The sequence below is a fragment of the Prescottella sp. GW823-FHT02E09 genome (assembly GCF_058797375.1).
Window position 1 is genome coordinate 555,673 of sequence record NZ_JBXAJP010000002.1, and the last position, 22,870, is coordinate 578,542.

A 22,870-nucleotide genomic window follows, 5' to 3' on the forward strand; every position below is an offset into this window, starting at 1 on the left:
GGATCAGCCGCCGAAGACGTACAACTCGAATCCGACGGCACGTTCGGCGTCGAATCCAGGCTTGGGCCCGGTGGACATCTCGATCTGCCGGGCCGCCTGGTCCAGCACGGGTTCGTCGCTGAGCGCCTCGAGATAGGCGTGGTGCTCGCACAGCGATTCGACGGCGCGCTCGACGGTACCGGTGACGTCGACCGCGTGCGTGGTTCCGAGCATCACGTTCACGGCGGCCCACCGCACGCCCGCCCACGGCGGTTCGGTGAGTTCTGGGAAGATCCACTCGTTCGCGGCGTCGGCGACGGCGTCGAGGACGCTGAGCCCGACGGCCCGGTGGTCGGCGCTGTTGAGGAAGCCCGGCCCCCACGTCTCGCGGTGGTTCATCGTCACGACCATCTCCGGGCAGTGCATCCGGATCACCCGGGCCAGGTCCTTGCGCAGGTCCAGCCCGTGCTCGAGCCGGCCGTCGGGATATCCCATGAACTCCACCTGTGACACGCCCACGATCGCGGCGGAGCGTCGCTCCTCCTCTTCGCGCAACGGCGCGCATCGCTGGGGGTGCAGGCCGGCGATCCCCGCCTCACCACTGGTCACCAGGACGTACCTGATGTCCTTGCCCTGGTCCGTCCATCGGGCGACGGCCGCCGCAGCGCCGTATTCGATGTCGTCGGGGTGGGCGGCGATCACCAACCCCCGCTGCCAGTCCTCCGGTATCGGCTCCATGACGTCAGCATGCCCCGACCGGCGCGGTCGCGCGCCCCGAAATCCGCAGATCGAGCCACCACACCGCGAGAACGGCGAGCGACAGCACGGCTCCCGCCCAGCACACTCCGGCCCACCCGTGCGTCGCCCACAGCAACGAACCCAACGCGGAACCGGCCGCTCCGCCGACGAAGTATCCGGTCATGTACACCGCCGTCACCCGTGAACGCGCCTGCGGCGCAAGCGCATAGATGACGCCCTGATTGCTCACGTGCACACACTTGAGTGCGACGTCCGAGATCAGGACCGCGAGCACGAACGCGAGCAGGCTGGTGCTGCCGAGCCCGAACAGTGCCCACGACGCGAGCAGCACTACCGCCCCCACGCCGGCCGTCGCCCGCGCGAGCCCGCGATCCGCGAGGCGTCCGGCGACGTTCGCCATCACCGCACCCGCGACTCCGGCGAGCCCGACGAGTCCGATAGCGACATCGTCGAGGCCGAACGGCTCGGCCGCGAGCACGAACGCCATCGCCGCGAAGACCGTGCTCGCCGCGGCGAAGCTGAGTGCGCTCATTGCCGTCGCCGTGCGCAGGCGGGGCTGATCGCGCAGGAGTGCACCCATGGACGCGAGAATCGCGCCGTAGCCCAGTCCGTGCCGATCCCGTGAGGGCGGCAGCGCCCGCCACAGCACCGCGGCGATCAGCAGCATCGCGACCGCGCTGACGCGGTACACGGTCTGCCAACCCCCCATGGGAGTGAGCAGTCCGGCGACACTGCGGGCCAACAGGATCCCGACCATGAGACCGCTCATCACGGTGCCGACCGCGGTCGCGGCGCGCCCCGGTTCCGCCAGCTGCGCGGCGAACGGCACGAGCACCTGCGCCGCGACCGAGAACAGGCCCGCCATCGCGGTGCCCACCATGAGCCACCCGATCGACGGCGCGAACCCGCAGACGCCCTGGCCGACGGCGGCGAGCACCATCAGCCCGACGCTCAGTACGCGCCGGTCCCACAGGTCGCCCAGCGGCACCAGGAACAACAGCCCGAGTCCGTAGAACACCTGCGACACAGTGACCGTCACTGCGGCCGTCGACTGATCCACGTCGAGGGCGGACGCGATCGAGTCCAGCAGCGGCTGGTTGAAGTAGTTGCCGCCCACACACAGTCCGGTGGCGACGGCCATGACGAGCAGCAGACCCGGCGACAGCGCCGGACGCGTCGGGGTTCGGGATTCGGTGACACTCACGCGGGTAATTCTTTGCCCCGACTAACCATCTGTCTAACATCTGAATCAGATCGAATCGATCGCCGATCACGATGCTTCTGGAGGCGGTATGGAACTACGACAGCTGCGGTACGCGCTCGCGGTCGCGGAGGAACGACACTTCACTCGCGCCGCGGCGCGGATGCACGTCGCCCAGTCGGCGCTCAGCCACCAGGTGCAGCAACTCGAACGCGAACTCGGCACCGCCCTCTTCACCCGGACGAGTCGCAGGGTCGAACTGACCGCGGCCGGCGAAGCCTTCGTGCTCCACGCCCGCGAGGTGCTCGCGGCGGCCGAACGACTCCGTGGCGCAGTCGCCGGCACCGGGCGTGCGGTCACCGGCACCCTGCGGATCGGCACCATCACGACCCTCACCCAGATCGACCTCGCCGCACTCGTCCGGACATTTCTGGATGCGAACCCCGGCGTCGACGTGCACGTCGTGTCGTCAATGAGCGAATCGATCGTCGAGCAGGTCGACGCCGGCGAACTCGACCTCGGATTCATCGGGCTGTGGCACACCCGGCCCCGCGCCGGGCTGACGGCCCGCGTGCTCGGCACCGAACAGCTCGTCGCCGTCGTCGGGCCGGATCATCCGTGGACGTCACGCACCGCGGTCACCCTGCTCGACCTCGCCGGCGTACCGACCGTCGACTTCCCGGAGGGCACCGGGGCGCGCCGTCAGAGCGACGACGCCTTCGCCATGGCGGGCCTGCCACGCACCGTCGTCGCCCAGGCCGGATCGGCGACGCTCGTCGCCGCACTGACCGAGTCGGGCGTCGGGGTCGGGTTCCTTCCCGAGTCCGACGCCGTCACCCGTCCCGGACTGCACATGCTGCGGATCGCCGACGCCCCGATCCGCACAGTGCACATGATCAGCAAGGCGACGCTGGTCACGCCGGCGGGCCGCGCCTTCGCCGACGTCGTCGACCGGCATCTCGCGGGCGGCTAGAGCCTCGAGTTTCCGGAGCGCTCGGACGACCCCGACATCGCCTTGAACAGCATGTAGAGCCCGAACACGATCGCGCTCACCGCCAGGATCCAGAACAGCCCCTTCACCAGCGCTCCGACCACCATGAACGCGATCCACACCAGCGCCACGATGCCGACGATCTTCCAGAACACGATGTGCCTCCTGCTTGGTCCTCTACCGACGATCCTACGAGCGCGGTACCTCGATGGTTGCATGTGCCGAATCGGAAATCACCAGCTCAGCGGCAAGATCAGGGAAAGATGGGTGATCACCCTGAGGCCGCCGACCGGGCTGGAATACGTCGGGACCGGCGGGTTGACATAAGCTCGGCGGGTTGGACCCGATCCGTCCCGTTCGCGAACACCACGAGGAGTAGTCGATAGCCGTGTCGCAGACATCCCCCACGAGCACTCCCCGCAACACCGCTCGCGATCTGGCACAGATCGCGGTCTTCGCAGCCCTCATCGTGGCGCTGGGTCTGCCCGGCACGATCAACGTCGGCGGCTCGGCGGTGCCGATCACGCTGCAGACCCTCGGCGTCATGCTCGCCGGCGCCCTGCTCGGCCCCCGCAAGGGCACGCTGTCGGTGCTGACGGTGATCGTCCTGGGTCTGGCACTGCCGGTCCTCGCCGGCGGCCGGACCACGCTGGTGTCCCTCGCGAGCCCCACGGCGGGCTTCCTGATCGGCTGGCTGCCCGCGGCTGCCGTCATCGGATGGCTCAGCTACAAGATGCTGCCCAAGTACAACGTCTTCGGCGGCATCGCGGTCAACGTGATCGGCGGCATCGTGGTGCTGTACGCGTTCGGCATCCCCGGCATGCTGCTCAAGACGGACCTCACGGTGTCCGGCGCGTTCGCCGCGAACCTCACGTACCTTCCGGGTGACGTCATCAAGGCGGTCGTCGCCGCGGTCGTCGCCGCTCAGGTCCACCGCGCGTACCCCGCGCTGGCCGCTCGTCCCTTCCCCGCCGCTGCGGTGCGGGCCGACGCCGCCTAGATCGACTTCTGCACGATGAGCGAGATCCGATTCGACGGGGTTCACCATTCCTACGGTGAGCGCGCCGTGCTCGACGGAATCGATCTGACGCTCACCGAGCAGCGGATCGGCATCATCGGCGCCAACGGCAGCGGCAAGTCCACACTGGCGCGGATGATCAACGGTCTGGTGTCCCCCACCTCCGGCACCGTGTCCGTCGACGGCCTCGACACCGCCCGTAAGGGCCGCCAAGTCCGCCGCAAGGTGGGGTTCGTCTTCACCGACCCCGACCACCAGATCATCATGCCGACCGTGTCGGAGGACATCGCCTTCTCACTGCGCCGCAGTTCACTGGACAAGGCCGAGCGGGCCGACCGGGTGGCCCAGGTCCTCGCCGACTTCGGACTGTCCGGCCACGCGGACCATCCGACGCACCTGCTGTCGGGCGGGCAGAAGCAGCTGCTGGCGCTCGCGGCGATCATGGTCACCGACCCCGAGGTCCTGGTCGCCGACGAGCCCACGACGCTGCTGGACCTGCGCAACGCGCGACTGATGCGGTCGACGCTGGCGGGCCTGCACCAGCAGTTGATCGTCGTGACCCATCATCTGGACTTGCTCGACGACTTCGACCGGGTGATCGTCATCGAGCGCGGCGGCGTCGCAGCCGACGGCACACCCGGAGAGGCCGTCGCGCACTACCGCGAGCTGATCGGATGACGACGCTCGGCCTCTACTCCCCCGGTTCCTCACTGCTGCATCGACTTTCGCCCGGCCCGAAACTGATCGCGATGGTGGTCCTGATCGTCGCCGTGACGATCCTGATGCGCCAGCCGTGGCAACTGCTGCCCGCGATCGCCGTCGTCGCAGCCCTGTACGCGGTGGCCCGCGTCCCGCTACGGGTCGGGCTCGCGCAGTTGCGCCCCCTGATGTGGGCGCTGCTGTTCATCGGCGTGTTCCAGGTGATCTTCACGGGCTGGGAGCGCGCCGTCGTCGTGTGCGGAACGATCGTGCTGGCCGTGTCGCTGGCCGCGCTGGTCACGCTGACCACGCGGGTGTCCGACATGCTGGAGACCATCAGCCGGGCCCTCGGGCCGCTACGCCGGGTGGGTGTCAATCCCGAGCGCGCCGGGCTGGTGCTGGCGATGACGCTGCGGTGCATCCCGCTGCTCACCGGCATCGTGCAGCAGGTGTCGGACGCCCGGAAGGCGCGCGGGCTCGGCTTCTCGCTGCGCGCGCTGGCGGTGCCCGTCGTCGTGTCGGCGCTGATGACCGCCGAGGCCATGGGCGATGCCCTCGCGGCGCGTGGAGTGGACGACTGATTCAGCGGCGGAATCGACGGTCGATCTCGTCGACCTCGCCGAGCGCCTCGGCCCAGCCTTCGAGCCGATCGGACGCCGACAGCAACTCTTCGCGTTGCCGACCGAGCATGGTGTACGAGGACGACTGCGCGGGCGCGGTCATCTTCGCGGCCGCGGTGACGAGCCCTTCGTACTGCGCGACGCCGACATCCAGTTGCTGTCCGGCGGCCTGCACGGACTGCTCGAGATGAGCGGCGGCCGCGGCGGTGCCCCGCCCGGCGCTCTCCATCGCGACGACGTCCGAAGCAACGGCCCGCAGCGCCGACGCCGCCGCTCGCGCGGTTTCTCCGGTGTGATCGATCTCCTCCGCGTCCACGATCGCGGATCGGCTCAGCACGCCCAGGAGCTGCTGCAAGCTGCTCTCCGCGTTCGCGAGTCGTTCGATCGGGGCACGGGCGGCCGATCCGACGGGTGGTAGCGGTTGCCGGGTGACGGTGGCGGGCGGCAACGGAACCGACGTGAGTTGCCGGTACGTGCCGACCGCGAGCACTGTCGGAATCACGAACAGCGCCGCGGCGCCACCGGTCGCGACGATCGACCAGTCGGGGGCCGATGCGGCGGCGAGCGATGCCGAACCCACGACGCTCGCGCCCGAGGCGATGCCGAACCTGGTTGCCCGCTTGCGGGCACGCCGACGCTTGCGCAGCATGCGTTCACGGGGGTCCGACCAGCGCCGCATCGTGTCGGCGACACTACCTCCGACGTCTCGCAGGACGCTCTGCGCACTGGTGACGGCCGAGGCGGCACTGGCCGCCAGCCCCGTGTTCTCTCCGAATACAGAGTTGGCCGGCCGGGACTTTCGCCCGGACCGGCCACCTCGTGTGTTACTCATCGAACCGATGTCGCAGTCGTCGCGCGGTGTTCTACTGCGCGGGGGTCTCGCCGTTGGCGGAGGCCGCAGGCGGTTCCGGGGCGGCGACGGGCTTCGCCGGGGCGGCCGCAGTACCACCGGAGGGCAGGGCGTCGCCCTTCATCGATGCGCGGATCTGCTCGAGGCGGCTGTGACCGGCCATTTGCACGCTGGCCTGCTGGACCTCCATCATGCGACCCTGCACCGAGTTCTGGGCCAGCTCGGCGGAGCCCAGAGCGTCGGCGTAGCGGCGCTCGATCTTGTCGCGGACGGCGTCGAGGCTCGGCGTGTTGCCGGGAGCGGACAGCGTGCTGTCCATCGAACGCAGCGATTCACTGACCCGCTCCTGCATCTTCGCCTGCTCGAGCTGGCTGAGCAGCTTGGTCCGCTCGGCAACCTTCGCCTGCAGCGTCATCGCGTTCTGCTCGACGGCCTTCTTGGCCTGGGTGGCCGCTTGCAGCGACTGGTCGTGCAGGGCCTTGAGGTCCTCGACGCCCTGTTCGGCGGTGACCAGCTGGGCAGCGAAGGCCTCGGCAGCGTTGGTGTACTGCGTCGCCTTCTCCATGTCGCCAGCGGCGGCGGCCTGATCGGCGAGGGTGACGGCCTGCCGCGCGTTGGCGTTGAGCTTCTCCACCTCGTCGAGCTGGCGGCTGAGCTTCATCTCGAGCTGGCGCTGGTTGCCGATCACCGATGCAGCCTGCTGGGACAGTGCCTGGTGCTGACGCTGCGCGTCCTCGATCGCCTGCTGAATCTGAACCTTGGGGTCGGCCTTCTCATCAATCTTGGAATTGAAGAGCGCCATCAGGTACTTCCATCCCTTGACGAAAGGATTAGCCATGGGTGTGATCCTGCCTCCATCTGCTGCGCCGCGCGATGCGCGACCCGATGCGCGACCGTCACGCACCGAACTCGGGCTCTGCCCCTACCTGCTCGTCCGATCCGGAACCGCCGACCGGAGTCGATCGGCGATTCCTCGATCTTCTGTTCTGAATCTAGCGGTTTCCGCGGTTCGACGGCACCCGACTACGCCGCAGCCAGTGCCCGCGCCGTGGGCGCGGGGATCACGACACGCGTGTCCTGCGCGATGCGACCGCTCACCGTCTGCGAATCGTTCGCCACGGTGCCGCGGTCCACGTTCTCACGTGGCGAGACGGCAAGCGTCTCACTCACGTCGACCAACACCTCGGAGAGTGGAACCTCGAGCGCATCACAGATGGCCGCGAGCAGCTCGCTCGACGCCTCCTTGCGGCCACGCTCGATCTCGGACAGGTAACCGAGACTGACCCGCGCGCTGTTCGACACCTCGCGCAGGGTACGGCTCTGCGAAACGCGTGTGCGCCGAAGACTGTCACCGATTGCCTCACGCAATAGCAGCGCCATCTCGCTCCTCCTTCATCCGACACCTCGCTCGTGAATACAAACGCACGAGCGCAAGCGATTGGTTCCCAAAACCCTATCGCGACAATCGTTCGAGCAAACTCGACACCGCCGAGTGGACGCAGCCCAGCCGGATTTCCCACCGATCACCGTCCAGGTCGAGGGCGGTGACCTCGGTCCCGTCGGGCCCGGCCACCCCGAGGAAGACGGTTCCCGGAGCGTGCCCGTCCTGCGGATCCGGGCCCGCCACTCCCGTCAGGCCGACGCCCCAGTCGGCGCTGCATCGCGCCCGTGCACCGTCCGCGAGCTGCGCAGCGGTGGTCGGCGCCACCGGACCGTCCCCGTCGAGGACGTCGGCGTCGACACCGGCGAGCACAGCCTTGAGATCTGTCGCGTAGACGATCAGCCCGCCCCGGAGCACGGTGCTCGCGCCCGGGACACCGGCCAGTGTCGCGGCGAGCAGGCCGGCGGTCAGCGACTCCGCGGTCGCGACGGTCTGTCCGCGACGGGCCAGCGCCTCGACCAGTTCGCGGGCGGGGACAGCACCCGCGAGCGGGTCGGTCATGCGCGCCCGGCGCCGGCGCGAAGGCGCACGGCCTGGACCACGTAGTCGAGGCCGGTCGCGACGGTGAGCAGCACCGCGAGCGCCATGAGCGTCGCGCTGAACGGCGCGAAGCCGTCGGGCAGCGGAACGAGATAGAACCCGATCGCGGTCGCCTGGACCAGCGTCTTCAGTTTGCCGCCACGCCCGGCGGGGATGACGCCGTGCCGCAGGACCGCGAAGCGCATCAGCGTGATCCCCAGCTCGCGTGCCGCGATGATGCCCGTCACCCACCAGGAGAGATCTCCGAGCAGCGACAGTCCGACGAGTGCCGCGCCGATCAGCGCCTTGTCGGCGATCGGATCGGCCATCTTCCCGAAATCGGTGACCAGACCGTACTTGCGGGCCAGCTGCCCGTCGATGCGATCGGTGATGGCGGCCACCGCGAAGATCGACGCCGCCGCGATCCGCCACCCGGTGGAATGGCCGCCGTCGGCGAACAGGGCGGCGAGGAACACCGGCACCAGGACGATGCGCAGCACCGTCAGGATGTTGGCGATGTTGACCAGGGGAACCGGGGTGTGCGGTGCGACGCCCTCGGCGGGCGCTGCGTCAGGGGCGGCGGCGATGTCTCGCCCCGCGGAACTCTTCGGCGCACTCACAGTCGCGCCGATCCGTCGGTTCGCCCAGGCACACCCGAGACGAACGGGACGTGGTGTGGGGCGATGGATCGGGGCGGCACACTGCTCACAATATCTGTTGCAGCTACCACTACTGTGCACCACATGACATCTGGGACTCCGACGGCTGAAACGAACGAGGCTGAAGGGATGCAGGTGCGCCGCGCGCGCACCTCGGACGTACCGGAGATCAAGAGGCTGATCGACATCTACGCAGGGAAGATTCTGCTCGAGAAGAACCTCGTGACGCTGTACGAGGCAGTGCAGGAGTTCTGGGTCGTCGAGCAGGCCGGAGAGGTCGTCGCGTGCGGCGCGATGCACGTGCTCTGGTCCGATCTGGGCGAGGTCCGGACCGTCGCGGTCGATCCCCAGGTGAAGGGTCGGGGCGCGGGCCATCTGGTGGTCGCGAAGCTGATCGAGGTGGCGCGCGAACTCGAACTGGAACGGCTGTTCGTGCTGACGTTCGAGGTCAACTTCTTCGCCAAGCACGGGTTCGCCGAGATCGAGGGCACCCCCGTCACCGCGGAGGTGTACGCGGAGATGTGCCGGTCGTACGACACCGGTGTCGCGGAGTTCCTGGACCTGAGCTACGTCAAGCCGAATACGCTGGGCAATACCCGGATGTTGCTGACGCTCTGAGCACTCCGGACCCCGCACGTCCAGATCCCGGGAACGAGGAACCATGCCACTGTTCGCCGTCGAGTACACCTACTCGCACGAGAAGTCCGCGCAGCGCGACGATCACCGCACCGATCACCGGGCGTGGCTGGCCGATCTGGTCCGCCGCGGTGTCGTGCACTCGTCCGGCCCGTTCGCGGACGGCAGCGGCGCGCTGATGATGGTCGAGGCGCCGTCCACGGGCGACGTGGAGGCCCTCTTCGACCAGGATCCGTTCGCTAGGGCCGACCTGGTGGAGCGGCGGGTCGTGCGCGAATGGATCCCGGTCTTCGGAGTCTTCGTCAAGTAGTCCGCCGCGTACACGACACGACGCCGGCCGGGTTGCCCCGGCCGGCGTCGTCGTCTAGTTACGGACGGGCGTGTCGGGAGTGTCGTCGGACTTGTTGCGGGTCTTGATCAGGCTTGCCACCGCGGTGACCACCAGCACACCGAGGATGATGGTCAGCGACATGACCGTGGAGATCTCGGGGACCGCGACGTGCTCACCGCCGTTGATGAACGACAGCGTGTTCTCGTGCAGCGCGTGCAGGACGAGCTTGACGCCGATGAACGCGAGGACGATCGACAGGCCGTACGACAGGTACACCAGACGCTCGAGCAGGCCGCCGATGAGGAAGTACAGCTGGCGCAGACCCATCAGTGCGAACGCGTTGGCGGTGAACACCAGGTACGGCTCCTGGGTGAGGCCGTAGATCGCGGGGATCGAGTCGAGCGCGAACAGCACGTCGGTGAAGCCGATGACGATCAGCGCGAGCAGCAGTGGGGTGGCGACGCGCTTGCCGTCGATCTTGGTGACGAGCTTGTCCCCGTCGTACTCCTCGGTGGTCGGCAGGAACCGCTTCGCCAGCGTGATGATCTTGCTCTCCCGCTGCTCCTCCGACTCGGCCTCGTGACCGGCGTCCTTGATGAGCTTGGCCGCGGTGTAGATCAGGAACGCGCCGAACAGGTAGAACACCCAGCTGTAGGTGTTGATCGCGGCCGCACCGACGGCGATGAAGATGCCGCGCATCACGAGAGCCATGACGATGCCGATGAGCAGGACCTTCTGCTGGTACTGCCGCGGCACCGCGAACGTCGACATGATGATCACGAAGACGAACAGGTTGTCGACGGACAACGCCTTCTCGGTGACGTAACCGGCGAAGTACTCACCGCCGAACGTGGTGCCCCATATCCCCATCACGATGAGTCCGAAGACGATCGCGATACCGATGTAGACCGCGGACCAGAACGCCGATTCGCGGAAGGACGGGGCGTGCGGTGTCCGCACGTGCGCGTAGAAGTCGAAGACGAAGAGTCCGAGGATCACCACGCAGGTGATAACCCAGACGAGCGGGGATACGTGCATCAGCTATTGCCCTCCGGTAGGTACGTTTCACCACCGGAGGTCTCTCCCGCGAATCCTCCGGTCGGGTGACCGGAACGGATCCGCCGACAGAACCGGACCGGCAACGGTGCCGATCGTGCTGACGAGTCTGTCGCAAGAATGGGGATACTCCCCTCCAAAGTGCTTCCTATTGAACCACACACACCCGGCTACTGCCGAATCCGGACAAAACGGTCAGTTGTCGTCTGCGGCGGGCTCGGGGTCGCCGCCGCGGATCGACCACAGCAGTCCCTCGAGTTCGTCCGGCTTGATCAACACCTCACGCGCCTTCGACCCCTCACTGGGGCCGACCACACCACGGGTCTCCATCAGGTCCATCAGGCGGCCGGCCTTGGCGAAGCCCACGCGCAGCTTGCGCTGCAGCATCGACGTGGAACCGAACTGACTCGACACGACCAGTTCCACGGCCTGCAGCAGCACGTCCATGTCGTCGCCGATGTCGGGGTCGACGTCCTTCTTCTCCCCCGCCTTGGCCGCGGTGACGCCCTCGGTGTACTCGGGCTCGGCCTGGTTCTTGGTGAAATCGACGACCGCCGAGATCTCCTCGTCGGTGATGTATGCGCCCTGCATGCGGATCGGCTTGCCCGCACCCATCGGGAGGAACAGACCGTCGCCCATGCCGATCAGCTTCTCGGCGCCCGGCTGATCGAGGATGACCCGCGAGTCGGTGAGCGACGACGTCGCGAACGCAAGACGCGACGGCACGTTCGTCTTGATCAGACCGGTCACGACGTCGACGGACGGCCGCTGCGTCGCGAGCACGAGGTGGATACCGGCGGCGCGCGCCTTCTGCGTGATGCGCACGATCGCCTCCTCGACATCACGCGGTGCCGTCATCATCAGATCGGCGAGCTCGTCGACGATCGCGAGGATGTACGGGTACGGGCGGTAGACCCGCTCACTGCCCAGCGGTGCCGTGATCTCGCCGGACTTGACCTTGGAGTTGAAGTCGTCGATGTGCCGGACACGGCTGGCCTGCATGTCCTGGTAGCGCTGCTCCATCTCCTCGACCAGCCACGCCAGCGCGGCCGCGGCCTTCTTGGGCTGCGTGATGATCGGGGTGATCAGGTGCGGGATGCCCTCGTAGGGCGTGAGCTCGACCATCTTCGGGTCGATGAGGATCATGCGGACCTCGTCCGGGGTCGCGCGAGTCAGCAGCGACACCAGCATCGAGTTGACGAAGCTGGACTTACCGGAACCGGTGGAGCCCGCCACCAACAGGTGCGGCATCTTCGCGAGGTTCGCACTCACGAAGTCGCCCTCGATGTCCTTGCCGAGACCGATGACGAGCGGGTGATGATCCTTGCGCGTCGACGGCGCGGTCAGAACGTCGGACAGGCGCACCATCTCGCGGTCGGAGTTCGGCACCTCGATGCCGACGGCCGACTTGCCGGGGATGGGCGCAAGCAGCCGGACGTTGTCGGTGGCCACCGCGTACGCGATGTTGCGGGCGAGCGCGGTGATCTTCTCGACCTTGACGCCCGGGCCGAGTTCCACCTCGTAACGGGTGACCGTCGGTCCTCGCGTGTAACCGGTGACCGCGGCATCGATCTTGAACTGCTGGAGGACCTCGGTGATGGCCTCGATCATCGCATCGTTGGCCTTGCTGCCGAGCTTGGGCGGATCGCCGTCGATCAGCAAGGACGTGGGCGGCAGCGTGTAGTCGCCCTCGACGACCCGATCCGGGACGAGGGCCTCCATCTCCTCCTTCGCCGGTTCCGGCTCGGGAGCGGGCTTCACCCGGGCGCGCGGCTTCGGGCGCGGCGGCGCGGCGGCAGGCTCGGGTTCCGGCTCGGGCGCCGGCGGCGTGGGAGTCGGGTCGCCCGGATCCCACAATCCGAGGATCTCGGTCTCCACATCGGGGTGGACCTCGTCGGTCGGGTAGTTCTGTTCCGGTGTGGCCCGTCGCCCGCGCGGGGTCCGCCGGGCGGGACGTGCGGGTTCCGCGGCCCGGGCAGCACCGGCAGCACCGGCAGCACCGTCTACGGGGTAGCCGTCAGCATCGAAACGAGACGGGTCGTCGTCGTAGCCGGCGTCGTAGTCGTCGTCGAAGTCCGGGTCGTCGGCGTGGTCGTACGCGTCGTCGTAGTCGTCGTGATAGGACGTCCCGAAGTACGACCGGAACCGCTCCGGAACCTCACGGACAGTGGTGCCCGTGAGCAGCAGGAGTCCGAAGAACATCGCCAGGAGCAGCAGCGGCACCGAGAGCCATGCCGTCACACCGCTGGTGAGCGGCCCGGCGACGACGTAGCCCACCACCCCGGCCCCGTCCGACCAGCCGTCCGACGCTGTCGGGGAACCCGAAGCGATGTGCCACAGACCCACGGCCGGCAGGCCGACGAGGAGTGATCCGAGGACGAGCCGCGGTCGGATGTCCGGCTTGGGCTCGGTCCGCATCAGCACGACCGCGATCGCGACACCGAGGATCGGCAGGATCGCCGCGACCGCGCCGACGACGGCTCGGACGCCGGACTCGATCCACTCCCCCACCGGCCCACCCGCAGAGAACCACATCCCGCCGGCGATCACCACACTGACCGCGATCAGCCCGAGGGCGATTCCGTCCCGGCGGTGACCGTGCTCGATCTCGGTTGCCTTGCTCATCGTGCGCGTCGTCGCTCCGACGCCCTTGGCCATCATCGACCAACCTGCACCGATGCCACGTCCGACCGAGGACAGGGCGCCTGCGCCGGACGACTTCGCTGCCGGACGACGAGTGCCCGCTCCACCGCGAGGTGCCGCGGTCTTCCGCGGCGCCGACTTACGCGGCGCGGGCTTGCGCGCCGACGACGACGCGCCGGTGGCACGACCGGACGCGCGAGTACCCGACGTGGACGAGGCTCGCGTGGACGACGATGAGCGCGCACGGGTCCGCGACGTGGATGCTGTCGAACTCGATCCGCGGGCGCTCGTCTTCCCTGCCATATCGGTCAGGTTAGTCGCTGCGGCCCCATCCGGACCATCCGCAACACCCGCCACACACGTTCACCAGGCGGGAAGGTGCGTCACACCACCCGAGGGATGCCGCTCGACGATCGGCTCAGAAACCACGATCCAGCGCCGCGAGCGCGGCGACGTCTCCGGGTGCCCCGTCGAACTCGACGCGGACCGCGTTCCGCCCGAACGCGTGCAGCAGCAGTTCGGCGGGCTCGGCGCGCAGGGTGACCGCCGCGGCGCCTGCCGAGCGGACGGTCTCCCGGCCGCCGTCGGGACGTTCGAGGACCACACTCACCGGAGACCGGCGGTACCCGAGCCGTCCGGTCCGCTTCGCGAGGGCCCACAACCGGTCCTGCAGGTCGGACGGCAACGTGCGCGGCTGCCATTCGGGCTGAGCACGCCGGACGTCTTCGTGATGGACGAACATCTCCCCCAGGTTGGCCTTCTCGTCGACGAGGCGGAACGGCGACCAGACCGGCGGGCCGGACCGGACGTCGTCGAGCAGGTCGTTCCAGTCCCGGCGGGCGATGCCGTGCTGGACGCGCTCGGTGTGGCCGGCCAGCGCGCCGATCATGATGCCGGGCGCGGCGTCGAGTCGCCGCTCGCGCAGCACCAGGTGCGCGGCGAGGTCTCGGGCCGTCCAGTCGCCGCACAGTGTCGGCGCGTCCGGCCCGACGGCGCGCATCGTGTCGACGAGGGCGTGGCGTTCGTCACGGGCGTAGGGCACACCACACCGTAGCCGCAGATCTGCCGAACTGCCCGAACTTGTCGGCAGGCACCCCTAGCGTGGGAGTGACCCGTCCCGATGCGAGAGGAGCGACACATGTCGAAGACCACGATGTCGGAGAGCGAGCGCGAGCAGTTCCTCGCCGACCTGCACGTCGGGGTGATCGCGGCCGCACGCGACGGCCGAGCGCCCCTCGCAGTGCCGATCTGGTATCACTACGCCCCCGGAGGGGACGTGACGGTGTGGACCGAACGCGGCACCGTCAAGGAACGCCTGATCCGGGCCAGCGGACGCTTCAGCCTGTGCGCTCAGGTCGAGGAGCCGCCGTACCGCTACGTCAGCGTGGAAGGCCCGGCGACCTTCCAGGACGCAGTCACCCGCGAGGACATCCGGCCCCTCGTGGAGCGGTATCTGCCGGCGTCGGAGGCGGAGGCGTTCATCGGCGAGTCGTTCAACGACAAGGCGGTGCTGATCCGGATGCGCCCGGACCGCTGGTTCACCGTCGACTACGGCAAGCTCGAGTCGTGACCGGGTTCAGCCCGCGGCGCGGGGCCTCCTGAAGAGGCGGCCGATCCGGCCGAATCGCCGTGGCCGGGCGCGTTCGCGACGAACCTCGGTGCGACGGATCTCGCCGTAGCCGGCCTCGGTGAGCGCGGCCGCGGCGAGCGCGCGTCGCGCCTGTCGCGTCTGCTCGCCGATCCGTGCGTGCTCGAGCCCGCCGGCGCGGCACGCCGTCGTCCCGTGTCCCGCCCGCCATCGCGCGAGGACCTCGTCCACATCGACGCGTCGGATCGGGATCTGCGGACCGGACGGATTGCGCAGCCACTCCGCGATCCGCCGGTTCAGGCGTGCGACCTCGTCGCGCACCTCGCGTTCGGTGCGCGCGGCCCGCACCGTGTCCGACAGTCTCTCGATGTCTTTCCGCAGCCGCAGCGGCTCCGGAAGCAGGTCGTCTGCCGAAAGACCTTGGCGTCGAAGGTATCCGCGAACCCAGTCGTCCGCGCCGTCCGGCGGAATGGGTTTGCCCGCCCCCGCGAGGTTCTCGAAGTCACCACGTTCGTAGGCGGTCCGAATCTGCGTCTCGACCCAGGATTCGAACGTGGTGTGCGGGGGCTTGCGCTCGGTCATGGTCGCGACATCCTCCTCGTTCGTCGCGTACGGCCGAGCCCGGCTGTCGAGCTACGGCACGCCGATGACGGTGGGCACGATCATCGGACGGCGGCGGTACTTCTCCGCCACCCAGCGTCCCACCACACGGCGCACGGCCTGGGCGATCCGGTGGGTGTCCGTGACGCCCTCACCCGCGAGCCGCACGAGCTCCGACTCGACCAGCTTGGCTGCTTCCTTCAGTGCCGCGGGATCGTCGGAGAAGCCGCGACCGGACACCTCGGGTGTGCTGACCGCGCGGCCGGTCGCCGAGTCCACGGCGAGCGAGATGGAGATGAATCCGCCCTCGCCGAGGATCAGTCGGTCCGACAGCGTCGAGTCGCCGACGTCGCCCACCGAGTTGCCGTCGACGTAGACGTGCCCGACGGGGACCCGACCGACGATCTCCGCGAGGCCGTCGACCATGTCGACCACGACGCCGTCCTCGGCGAGCACGATGCGCTCCTCCGGGACACCGGTCGCCTTGGCCAGCGCTGCGTTGGCGCGCAGGTGACGCCACTCGCCGTGCACCGGCATGGCGTTGGTGGGCCGCACCGCGTTGTACAGGTACAGCAGCTCACCGGCCGACGCGTGACCGGAGACGTGAACCTTGGCGCTCTGCTGCGTCACGACGGTGGCGCCGCGCTTGGCGAGTCCGTTGACGACCGCGAACACCGAGTTCTCGTTGCCCGGGATCAGCGACGACGCGAGCACGACGAGGTCGTTGGCGCGGATGTTGATCTGGCGGTGCTCGCCGCGGGCCATCCGGGACAGCGCCGACAGCGGCTCGCCCTGCGATCCGGTGGACACGAGCACGAGCTTGTCGTCGGGCAGGTTCGCGGCGGTGTCGATGTCGACGACCAGGCCGTCCGGCACGGACAGGTAGCCGAGGTCCTGCGCGATCTGCATGTTCCGGACCATGGAGCGGCCGACGAAGGCGACGCGCCGGTTGTACCGCTTCGCGACGTCGACGACCTGCTGAATGCGGTGTACGTGGCTCGCGAACGATGCGACGATCACGCGTTGCGTGGCCTTGCCGATGACGTTGTCGAGCACGCCGCCGATCTCACGTTCGGGCGTGACGAAGCCCGGTACCTCGGCGTTCGTGGAGTCGACGAGGAACAGGTCGACGCCCTCGTCGCCGAGCCGGGAGAACCCGGCGAGGTCGGTGAGACGGCCGTCGAGCGGCAGCTGGTCGAGCTTGATGTCGCCGGTGTGCAGCACGACACCGGCCGACGTGCGGATCGCGACGGCGATGGCGTCCGGGATGGAGTGGTTGACGGCGAAGTACTCGCACTCGAACGGACCGTGGGTGGTGCGCTCGCCCTCGGTGACCTCGACGAGGTTGGGGCGCTGCCGGTGCTCACGGCACTTCGCCGCGACCAGCGCGAGCGTGAACTTCGATCCGACGACCTTGATGTCGGGGCGCAGGCGCAGCAGGAACGGCAGCGCACCGATGTGGTCCTCGTGGCCGTGTGTGAGGACGACCGCCTCGACGTCCTCCATCCGGTCCTCGATGTGCCGGAAGTCCGGCAGGATCAGGTCGACGCCGGGCTGCTGGTCCTCGGGGAACAGCACGCCACAGTCCACGATGAGCAGCTTGCCCTGATGCTCGAACACGGTCATGTTGCGACCGATCTCGCCGATGCCGCCGAGCGCGACGACCCGCAGGCCGTTCTTGGGCGCCTTCGGCGGGAGGCCGAGCCGATCGGTCGGGTCGGCCGCGACGGGCGCCGGGGCCTTCGATCGCTGGGCCTTCTTCGCCGGCGACTTCCGGGCGGCGGCCCGCTTGGGGGCGGCCTGCTGCGGCGCGGACTCGGTCCCGGACTTCCCGGATGTCACCGGCTTCTCGGTTGCGGCGGGAGCCGGGGCGGCCTGTTCGGCCGCCGGGGTCGGCGGGCCGGCCTGACGGGAGGCGCTACGGCGGCGTGTGGGACGGGTCATGCGAGCACCCCCGCAGCGTGCAGGTCTGCAGCCAGGACGTCGATCTGCTCCGCGGTGGGGGCAACCTGGGGCAGGCGCGGCTCACCGACGTCGATGCCCATCAGGCGCAGTCCTGCCTTCGACGCGCTCACGCCGCCGAGGCGCGCGACGGAACGGTTCACCGGGATGAGACTGAGGTTGATCTCCTGAGCCTTGGCGATGTCACCCTCCGCGAACGCGGTGTGCAGCGCACGCAGGCGCTCCGGCACGAGGTGACCGATGACGCTCACGAACCCGACGGCACCGACGGACAGCCACGGCAGATTGAGCGGGTCGTCACCCGAGAAGAAGTCGAGATCGGTGGTGCCGATCAGTTCGGCACCGGCATTGAGGTCGCCCTTGGCGTCCTTCACCGCGAGGATGCGCGGATGATCGGCGAGACGGCGAATCGTCTCCGTCTCGATCGGCACCACGGAGCGGGGTGGAATGTCGTAGAGCATCACCGGCAGATCCGTCGCATCGGCGACGGCCGTGAAGTGGGCGTACAGACCGGCCTGCGGCGGGCGCGAGTAGTACGGGGTGACGACGAGCAGTCCGTGCGCGCCCGCACGAGCGGCGTCACGTGCCAGTTCGACGCTGTGCGCGGTGTCGTTGCTGCCTGCACCGGCGACGATCTTGGCGCGGTCGCCGACAGCCTCGACGACGGCCCGCAGCAGCTCGAGCTTCTCGTCCTCGGTGGTGGTGGGCGATTCGCCGGTGGTGCCGGCCAGTACAAGTCCGTCGCAGCCGTTGTCGACGAGGTGGGTGGCCAGCCGTACGCCGGCGTCCACGTCCAGCTTGCCGTCCTTGGTGAACGGGGTCACCATCGCCGTGAGGACGGTGCCGAACGGACGCTCGACGGAAGCAGCTGAATCACCGTAGGTCATGGTCAGAAGGCTACCCGGTCTGCGTTACAGACTTGAACACCGCGGCACCCTCGAGGGGCGAGTCCGTCAGCCGACCGTACCGAACTCGCTCGTCGCGACCTCCGAACCGTCGGGCAGCGTGACGATTTCGAAGTCTCCGAACACATTCGGCGCGGCGTCGCGGAGCTGACGCAGGCACTCGACCGCGACCCGGCGGATCTCGACGTCGGCATGTTCGGTGGCACGCATCTCGACGAAATGGCGCCATGCGCGGTAGTTCCCGGTGACCACGACGCGGGTCTCGGTGGCGTTGGGCAGCACCGACCGTGCCGCCTGACGCGCCTGCTTGCCGCGCACCGGACCGTTGGGGACGTCGGAGAGCTTGCCCTCGAGGGCCGCGAGCAGTTCCGTGTAGGCCTCACGGCTGGCCTCGGTGGCCTTCGCGAACAGGGCCTCGAGCCGCTCGTCGCCGGCGATGGCGGGCGGGACGACGACGTTGGCGTCGTTCTCCCGCACGAAGCGCTGCGACAACTGCGAGTAGGAGAAGTGCCGGTGCCGGATCAACTCGTGCGTGCAGGAGCGTGAGATCCCGCTGATGTAGAAGCTGACGCTGCCGTGTTCGAGTACCGACAGGTGGCCCACCTCGAGTAGGTGCCTCAGGTATCCGGCGTTGGTGGCGGTGCGCGGGTTCGGTTTGGACCAACTCTGGTAGCAGGCACGCCCGGCGAACTCGGCGAGGGCTTCACCGCCGTCGGCGTCCGTCTCCCACGGGACGTCGTCGGGCGGGAGGAACTCGGTCCGGGCGACGAGCTGCACCTTCAGGGACACCGCGTTCCGCACAGTAAATCCTCCCGAGATCGTCTCGCATGGTCGAGCGCACCATATCGCCGACGTTCCCCGCTCGGCTCGGGTGCGGGGCCGATCCCTCGACCGACACCGAGATGACGCCATGAAACACTTGACCTGACGTCATATTTGACGCCACAATGACATCATGAACCTCACCGAGTACACAGCACGATTGCGCGACGACCTCGCCGCGGCGGCGGCCCTCGGAGACGAGGACACCCAGCGGATCGCCCAGGCTCTCGCCGGCGCGGTGGAACGCTCGGCCCAACTGATGCTGGTGTCGGCGCTGTCCGACCTCGCCCGCGAGGCATCCGACGAACTCGGCGACCGCACCCTCCACGTCCGATTCGACGGGACGGACGTCGCGGTCGAGGCGACGCGACGCCGCCCCGAGCCGGGCGACGGACCGCCGCCCGACCCCTCCGACACCTACCGCACGCTCGAGGACGTCACCGGTGACATCAGTCGCGTGACACTGCGATTGGTCGACCAGATCAAGTCGCGCGCCGAGGAGGCCGCGCTGCAGGACGGGATGTCGCTCAATTCGTGGGTCTCCCAGGCGGTTCAGGGCGCACTCCGCGACCAGATGCGCCGCAGCCGCCCCGACGACGCCTGAGCTGTTTCCCTCCCACGGGCGTCGACCTGCGCTGATCCCGGCCTCCAGGATGGTCTAATTGCGTCTCATCGTTCACGGGGTAGAGGGAGTGCAGAGCATGGCTGTTTCCGGGGCCAAGGAGTTCGAGGTCAAGGCCGCACCGGCCGATGTCATGGCAGCGATCGCGGCCGTGGATCGGCTTCCCGAATGGTCGTCCGCGCACAAGAAGGTCATCGTCGAGAGCACCCACCCGGACGGCCGCGCGCACCGCGTGCGGATGACCGTGTCGATCATGGGCATCAACGACGAGCAGGTCGTGGACTACTCCTGGGACGGCGACAACGGAATGTCCTGGACGCTGGTCGAGAGCACGCAGCAGAACAGCCAGGACGGCGCCTACACCCTCACCCCCAAGGGAGACGGCACGCTCGTGAAGTTCGAGCTGACCGTCGACCCGAAGATCCCGCTACCGGGTTTCATGCTGAAGAAGGCGCGGAACATGGCGCTCGACACGGCCAGCAAGGGTCTCACCAAGTTCGTCGACGGCAAGTAGGCCGGGCACCGACGTGGGTCCCCTACTGCGGATCGCGGCAGTGGCGAGCGCACTGATCGTGGTCGCGACGACCGCGGGCTGCGGTGGCAGCATCCGCGGCACCGCGGTCGCCGACCCGTTCGCGCCGACCGCCGACAATCCCGACCCGTCGCTGGGGATCGAGGGCATCACGGTCATCGAGTACCCGGTGGGTACTCATGTCCGGCCGCACCAGCGGGTCGCGTACGACCGGACTCCTCCGTTCGGCGGGCCGCACGATGCGGTGTGGGCGGACTGCACGGGAACCGTCTACGACGCGCCGATCCGCAGTGAGAACGCGGTTCATTCACTCGAGCACGGCGCAGTGTGGATCACGTACGACCCGGAACTCGTCACCGGCACGGACCTGACCCGGCTCGTCGAGCGCATCGAGGGGCAGCCGTACCTGATGCTGTCGCCGTACCCGGGGCTGTCGGTCCCGGTCTCGCTGCAGTCGTGGGGGCACCAACTGGTGGTCGACGGCCCGTCGGACGCACGGATCGACCACTTCGTCAACGCACTTCGCTTGAACCGCAACACCTTCCCGGAGCCGGGCGCGACGTGCGCCACCCTGCCGGACGTGTTCGACGTCGACAATCCGCCGCCGTTCCAGGCCGGCCCGCCGGATCGGTCGTCGCCCGACACGGTCCCGATGAACTGAGTGCCTGTCAGAGATCCCCGGCGACGGTGACCGCGACGGTCGCGCCCAGTTCGTAGCAGCGTTCACGCACCTGTGCATCGATCGGGCCGGTGATCTCCACGATCTGCGCGGCCTGGGCCAGTTCCAGCCCGGTTACGATCTTCTGCACCGACTTCACCGCGCCCGCGGTGTCGTTGTTGCCGTGCACCCACAGCCCGTACGGACGACCGGCGACGGCGTCGAGGCACGGGTAGTAGACGGTGTCGAAGAAGTGCTTGAGCGCCCCCGACATGTAGCCGAAGTTCGCGGATGTCCCGAACACGTAGCCGTCCGCGTCGAGGACATCGACGGCGGTCGCGTGCAACGCCGGCACCGAACGGACCGTGACACCGGTGATCTCGGGGTCGTGGGCGCCGGCGAGCACCGCCTCGAGCAGCTCGCGCGTCGCCGGGGAGGACGTGTGGTGTACCACCAGCAGGATCTTCCCGGTCTTCCCCGGCAACGCGTCGGCCATCGCGATCAGCCCTCGCCGTCGAGCTTCTCGAGCGCCACGGCACGGCGCATCGTGTCGCGCGCACGGCCGCGGTCGCCGGCGTAGTCGTAGGCCCGCGCGAGGCGGTAGGAGTTCCGCCAGTTGTCCGGATCGGCCTCCCACTCCTGCTTGACCTGCGCGAACAGGGCGTCGGCCGCGTCGCGCTCGATCCGCCCCGACGGGCGGCGCGGCAGGTCGGAGACGTCGAGCTCGAGGCCCTCGTCGTGGATCCGACGCGCGAGATGCTGGTGTGCGAGGCCGGACCGGATGGTCGCGACGACCATCCACACGCCGAGCAGCGGCAGGACCAGCACGGCGATACCCAGGACTACGGGGACGGCGCGGCCGTCCTGGATCAGGGCGATGCCGCGCTGACCGAGCAGCACGAAGTAGAACGCGAGCGCGACGACGATCGCCGCGATCGCGACGATCACCCGCGTGGACTGGTTCTTCACAGGTCGAGCAGGGGGTCGATGCCGACGGTCAGGCCCGGTCGCTGCCCGATCTCCCGCACACCGAGCAACACGCCGGGGGCGAACGAGTTCCGGTCGATGGAGTCGTGCCGGATCGTCAGGGTCTCGCCCTGCGTGCCGAGCAGCACCTCCTGGTGTGCGACCAGACCGGCCAGGCGCACCGAGTGCACCCGCACGCCGTTCACGTCGGCGCCGCGGGCACCCTCGAGTTCAGTGGTGGTGGCGTCGGGACTCGGACCACGCCCGGCCTTCTCCCGCGCCTCCGCGATCAGCGCAGCGGTGCGGTAGGCGGTGCCCGACGGCGCATCGGCCTTGTTCGGGTGGTGCAGCTCGATGACCTCGACCGAGTCGAAGAACCGGGCCGCGGCGGCCGCGAACCGCATCGACAGCACCGCACCGATCGCGAAGTTCGGGGCAATCAGCACACCCACGCCCGGCTTCTCCGCCAGCCACGCCTGCACCTGCGCGAGGCGGACGTCGTCGAAACCGGTGGTGCCGACCACGGCGTGAATGCCGTTGGCGATCAGAAACTGCAGGTTGTCCATCACGACGTCGGGGTGGGTGAAATCGATGACGACCTGCGCACGCTCGTCGACGAGGTGCTCGATCCGCTCGCCCTGATCGACACCGGCCACCAGTTCGAGGTCGTCGGCCTGCTCGACGGCCTCGCACATCGCGCGGCCCACCTTGCCCTTCGCACCGAGAACACCGACCCTGATGGGTGCTGCTGAAGTCACTTCCACGCTCCGTCCGATCCCGTCGATTCCTTGGGGCAAAGCCTACGGTGCGCCA

The 22,870-nt window shown here is 68.7% G+C and carries 28 protein-coding genes; 10 read left to right on the forward strand and 18 right to left on the reverse strand.

The window, feature by feature from the left end; genetic code table 11:
* Positions 1-3: 3 nt before the first annotated feature.
* Together AC1RIF_RS06725 and AC1RIF_RS06730 are read right to left on the reverse strand one after the other, a co-directional pair.
* Positions 4-717 (reverse strand): PIG-L deacetylase family protein, encoded by a 714-nt coding sequence (locus AC1RIF_RS06725; RefSeq protein WP_492600580.1) that lies wholly within the window; start codon positions 715-717, stop codon positions 4-6.
* A 4-nt stretch (positions 718-721) separates the two neighbouring features.
* Entirely contained in the window at positions 722-1,942 is a 1,221-nt protein-coding gene (locus AC1RIF_RS06730) for an MFS transporter (RefSeq protein ID WP_492600581.1), read from the reverse strand.
* 88 nt (positions 1,943-2,030) lie between these two features.
* Here AC1RIF_RS06730 and AC1RIF_RS06735 point away from each other — a divergent pair, with 88 nt between their 5' ends.
* Positions 2,031-2,912, forward strand: a complete 882-nt coding sequence (locus AC1RIF_RS06735) for a LysR family transcriptional regulator (RefSeq protein ID WP_492600582.1) — start codon at positions 2,031-2,033, stop codon at positions 2,910-2,912.
* On the opposite strand, the gene AC1RIF_RS06740 is transcribed toward AC1RIF_RS06735, so the two are convergent.
* The gene (locus AC1RIF_RS06740) at positions 2,909-3,085 is read right to left on the reverse strand and encodes a hypothetical protein (protein WP_492600583.1); all 177 of its coding nucleotides are present in this window, start codon (positions 3,083-3,085) and stop codon (positions 2,909-2,911) included. The genes AC1RIF_RS06735 and AC1RIF_RS06740 overlap by 4 nt on opposite strands.
* A 233-nt stretch (positions 3,086-3,318) precedes the next feature.
* Here AC1RIF_RS06740 and AC1RIF_RS06745 point away from each other — a divergent pair, with 233 nt between their 5' ends.
* Genes AC1RIF_RS06745 through AC1RIF_RS06755 form a run of 3 tightly spaced genes read left to right on the forward strand, consistent with a single transcriptional unit; the run spans position 3,319 to position 5,228 of the window.
* Positions 3,319-3,930: a biotin transporter BioY gene (locus AC1RIF_RS06745; protein WP_492600584.1), complete on the forward strand. Its 612-nt coding sequence runs from the start codon at positions 3,319-3,321 to the stop codon at positions 3,928-3,930.
* Positions 3,931-3,945: 15 nt separating this feature from the next.
* The gene (locus AC1RIF_RS06750; protein WP_492600585.1) at positions 3,946-4,626 is read left to right on the forward strand and encodes an energy-coupling factor ABC transporter ATP-binding protein; all 681 of its coding nucleotides are present in this window, start codon (positions 3,946-3,948) and stop codon (positions 4,624-4,626) included.
* Positions 4,623-5,228 carry an energy-coupling factor transporter transmembrane component T family protein gene (locus tag AC1RIF_RS06755; protein ID WP_492600586.1) on the forward strand — a complete coding sequence of 202 codons (606 nt, stop codon included), beginning with the start codon at positions 4,623-4,625 and terminating at the stop codon, positions 5,226-5,228. The genes AC1RIF_RS06750 and AC1RIF_RS06755 overlap by 4 nt, the downstream gene beginning before the upstream one ends.
* A gap of 1 nt (position 5,229) precedes the next feature.
* Here AC1RIF_RS06755 and pspM read toward each other — a convergent pair whose 3' ends face one another.
* The 5 genes from pspM to pgsA all read right to left on the reverse strand — a co-directional run bounded on the left by pspM (position 5,230) and on the right by pgsA (position 8,697).
* A complete protein-coding gene (gene pspM / locus AC1RIF_RS06760) occupies positions 5,230-6,099 on the reverse strand; it encodes a phage shock envelope stress response protein PspM (protein ID WP_492600587.1) in 870 nt (289 codons plus the stop codon).
* Positions 6,100-6,130: 31 nt separating this feature from the next.
* On the reverse strand, positions 6,131-6,955 hold the full coding sequence (gene pspA, locus AC1RIF_RS06765) for a phage shock protein PspA (RefSeq protein ID WP_492600588.1): 825 nt from the start codon (positions 6,953-6,955) through the stop codon (positions 6,131-6,133).
* 185 nt (positions 6,956-7,140) lie between these two features.
* The gene (locus tag AC1RIF_RS06770) at positions 7,141-7,497 is read right to left on the reverse strand and encodes a helix-turn-helix domain-containing protein (RefSeq protein WP_492600589.1); all 357 of its coding nucleotides are present in this window, start codon (positions 7,495-7,497) and stop codon (positions 7,141-7,143) included.
* A 73-nt stretch (positions 7,498-7,570) separates the two neighbouring features.
* Positions 7,571-8,059, reverse strand: a complete 489-nt coding sequence (locus tag AC1RIF_RS06775) for a CinA family protein (RefSeq protein ID WP_492600590.1) — start codon at positions 8,057-8,059, stop codon at positions 7,571-7,573.
* A complete protein-coding gene (gene pgsA / locus AC1RIF_RS06780; protein WP_492600591.1) occupies positions 8,056-8,697 on the reverse strand; it encodes a CDP-diacylglycerol--glycerol-3-phosphate 3-phosphatidyltransferase in 642 nt (213 codons plus the stop codon). The genes AC1RIF_RS06775 and pgsA overlap by 4 nt, the downstream gene beginning before the upstream one ends.
* 123 nt (positions 8,698-8,820) lie before the next feature.
* On the opposite strand from pgsA, the gene AC1RIF_RS06785 reads away from it, so the two are divergent.
* Both AC1RIF_RS06785 and AC1RIF_RS06790 read left to right on the forward strand, forming a co-directional pair.
* The gene (locus tag AC1RIF_RS06785) at positions 8,821-9,354 is read left to right on the forward strand and encodes an amino-acid N-acetyltransferase (RefSeq protein ID WP_492600592.1); all 534 of its coding nucleotides are present in this window, start codon (positions 8,821-8,823) and stop codon (positions 9,352-9,354) included.
* A gap of 43 nt (positions 9,355-9,397) precedes the next feature.
* The gene (locus tag AC1RIF_RS06790) at positions 9,398-9,682 is read left to right on the forward strand and encodes a YciI family protein (RefSeq protein WP_492600593.1); all 285 of its coding nucleotides are present in this window, start codon (positions 9,398-9,400) and stop codon (positions 9,680-9,682) included.
* A 54-nt stretch (positions 9,683-9,736) separates the two neighbouring features.
* Here AC1RIF_RS06790 and AC1RIF_RS06795 read toward each other — a convergent pair whose 3' ends face one another.
* The 3 genes from AC1RIF_RS06795 to AC1RIF_RS06805 form a co-directional block, all read right to left on the reverse strand.
* The gene (locus AC1RIF_RS06795; protein ID WP_492600594.1) at positions 9,737-10,741 is read right to left on the reverse strand and encodes a TerC family protein; all 1,005 of its coding nucleotides are present in this window, start codon (positions 10,739-10,741) and stop codon (positions 9,737-9,739) included.
* A 213-nt stretch (positions 10,742-10,954) separates the two neighbouring features.
* A complete protein-coding gene (locus AC1RIF_RS06800; protein ID WP_492600595.1) occupies positions 10,955-13,705 on the reverse strand; it encodes a DNA translocase FtsK in 2,751 nt (916 codons plus the stop codon).
* Positions 13,706-13,820: 115 nt separating this feature from the next.
* Positions 13,821-14,444, reverse strand: a complete 624-nt coding sequence (locus AC1RIF_RS06805) for a TIGR03085 family metal-binding protein (protein ID WP_492600596.1) — start codon at positions 14,442-14,444, stop codon at positions 13,821-13,823.
* Positions 14,445-14,540: 96 nt separating this feature from the next.
* On the opposite strand from AC1RIF_RS06805, the gene AC1RIF_RS06810 reads away from it, so the two are divergent.
* Positions 14,541-14,972, forward strand: coding sequence for a pyridoxamine 5'-phosphate oxidase family protein (locus tag AC1RIF_RS06810; protein ID WP_492600597.1), 432 nt, complete (start codon positions 14,541-14,543; stop codon positions 14,970-14,972).
* A 6-nt stretch (positions 14,973-14,978) separates the two neighbouring features.
* On the opposite strand, the gene AC1RIF_RS06815 is transcribed toward AC1RIF_RS06810, so the two are convergent.
* The 4 genes from AC1RIF_RS06815 to thyX form a co-directional block, all read right to left on the reverse strand.
* On the reverse strand, positions 14,979-15,572 hold the full coding sequence (locus AC1RIF_RS06815) for a DnaJ family domain-containing protein (RefSeq protein ID WP_492600598.1): 594 nt from the start codon (positions 15,570-15,572) through the stop codon (positions 14,979-14,981).
* A 51-nt stretch (positions 15,573-15,623) separates the two neighbouring features.
* Positions 15,624-17,534, reverse strand: a complete 1,911-nt coding sequence (locus AC1RIF_RS06820; protein WP_492600599.1) for a ribonuclease J — start codon at positions 17,532-17,534, stop codon at positions 15,624-15,626.
* The gene (gene dapA, locus AC1RIF_RS06825) at positions 17,531-18,439 is read right to left on the reverse strand and encodes a 4-hydroxy-tetrahydrodipicolinate synthase (RefSeq protein WP_492600600.1); all 909 of its coding nucleotides are present in this window, start codon (positions 18,437-18,439) and stop codon (positions 17,531-17,533) included. The genes AC1RIF_RS06820 and dapA overlap by 4 nt, the downstream gene beginning before the upstream one ends.
* Positions 18,440-18,505: 66 nt before the next feature.
* The gene (gene thyX, locus AC1RIF_RS06830) at positions 18,506-19,258 is read right to left on the reverse strand and encodes an FAD-dependent thymidylate synthase (protein ID WP_492600601.1); all 753 of its coding nucleotides are present in this window, start codon (positions 19,256-19,258) and stop codon (positions 18,506-18,508) included.
* Positions 19,259-19,412: 154 nt separating this feature from the next.
* On the opposite strand from thyX, the gene AC1RIF_RS06835 reads away from it, so the two are divergent.
* The 3 genes from AC1RIF_RS06835 (at position 19,413) to AC1RIF_RS06845 (ending at position 21,094) form a co-directional block, all read left to right on the forward strand.
* Complete coding sequence (locus tag AC1RIF_RS06835; protein ID WP_492600602.1) at positions 19,413-19,883, forward strand: hypothetical protein; 471 nt, start codon at positions 19,413-19,415, stop codon at positions 19,881-19,883.
* Between the two features lie 97 nt (positions 19,884-19,980).
* Positions 19,981-20,415, forward strand: coding sequence for an SRPBCC family protein (locus tag AC1RIF_RS06840; RefSeq protein ID WP_492600603.1), 435 nt, complete (start codon positions 19,981-19,983; stop codon positions 20,413-20,415).
* 40 nt (positions 20,416-20,455) lie between these two features.
* The gene (locus AC1RIF_RS06845; protein ID WP_492600604.1) at positions 20,456-21,094 is read left to right on the forward strand and encodes a thioredoxin-like domain-containing protein; all 639 of its coding nucleotides are present in this window, start codon (positions 20,456-20,458) and stop codon (positions 21,092-21,094) included.
* Between the two features lie 7 nt (positions 21,095-21,101).
* Here the strand turns inward: AC1RIF_RS06845 and AC1RIF_RS06850 are convergent, their stop codons facing one another.
* From AC1RIF_RS06850 to dapB, 3 genes are read right to left on the reverse strand one after another with little or no spacing between them, the layout of a single operon-like run.
* Positions 21,102-21,587 (reverse strand): flavodoxin family protein, encoded by a 486-nt coding sequence (locus AC1RIF_RS06850; protein WP_492600605.1) that lies wholly within the window; start codon positions 21,585-21,587, stop codon positions 21,102-21,104.
* Between the two features lie 5 nt (positions 21,588-21,592).
* On the reverse strand, positions 21,593-22,060 hold the full coding sequence (locus tag AC1RIF_RS06855) for a hypothetical protein (RefSeq protein ID WP_492600606.1): 468 nt from the start codon (positions 22,058-22,060) through the stop codon (positions 21,593-21,595).
* The gene (gene dapB / locus AC1RIF_RS06860; RefSeq protein ID WP_492600607.1) at positions 22,057-22,815 is read right to left on the reverse strand and encodes a 4-hydroxy-tetrahydrodipicolinate reductase; all 759 of its coding nucleotides are present in this window, start codon (positions 22,813-22,815) and stop codon (positions 22,057-22,059) included. The genes AC1RIF_RS06855 and dapB overlap by 4 nt, the downstream gene beginning before the upstream one ends.
* Positions 22,816-22,870 lie beyond the last annotated feature (55 nt).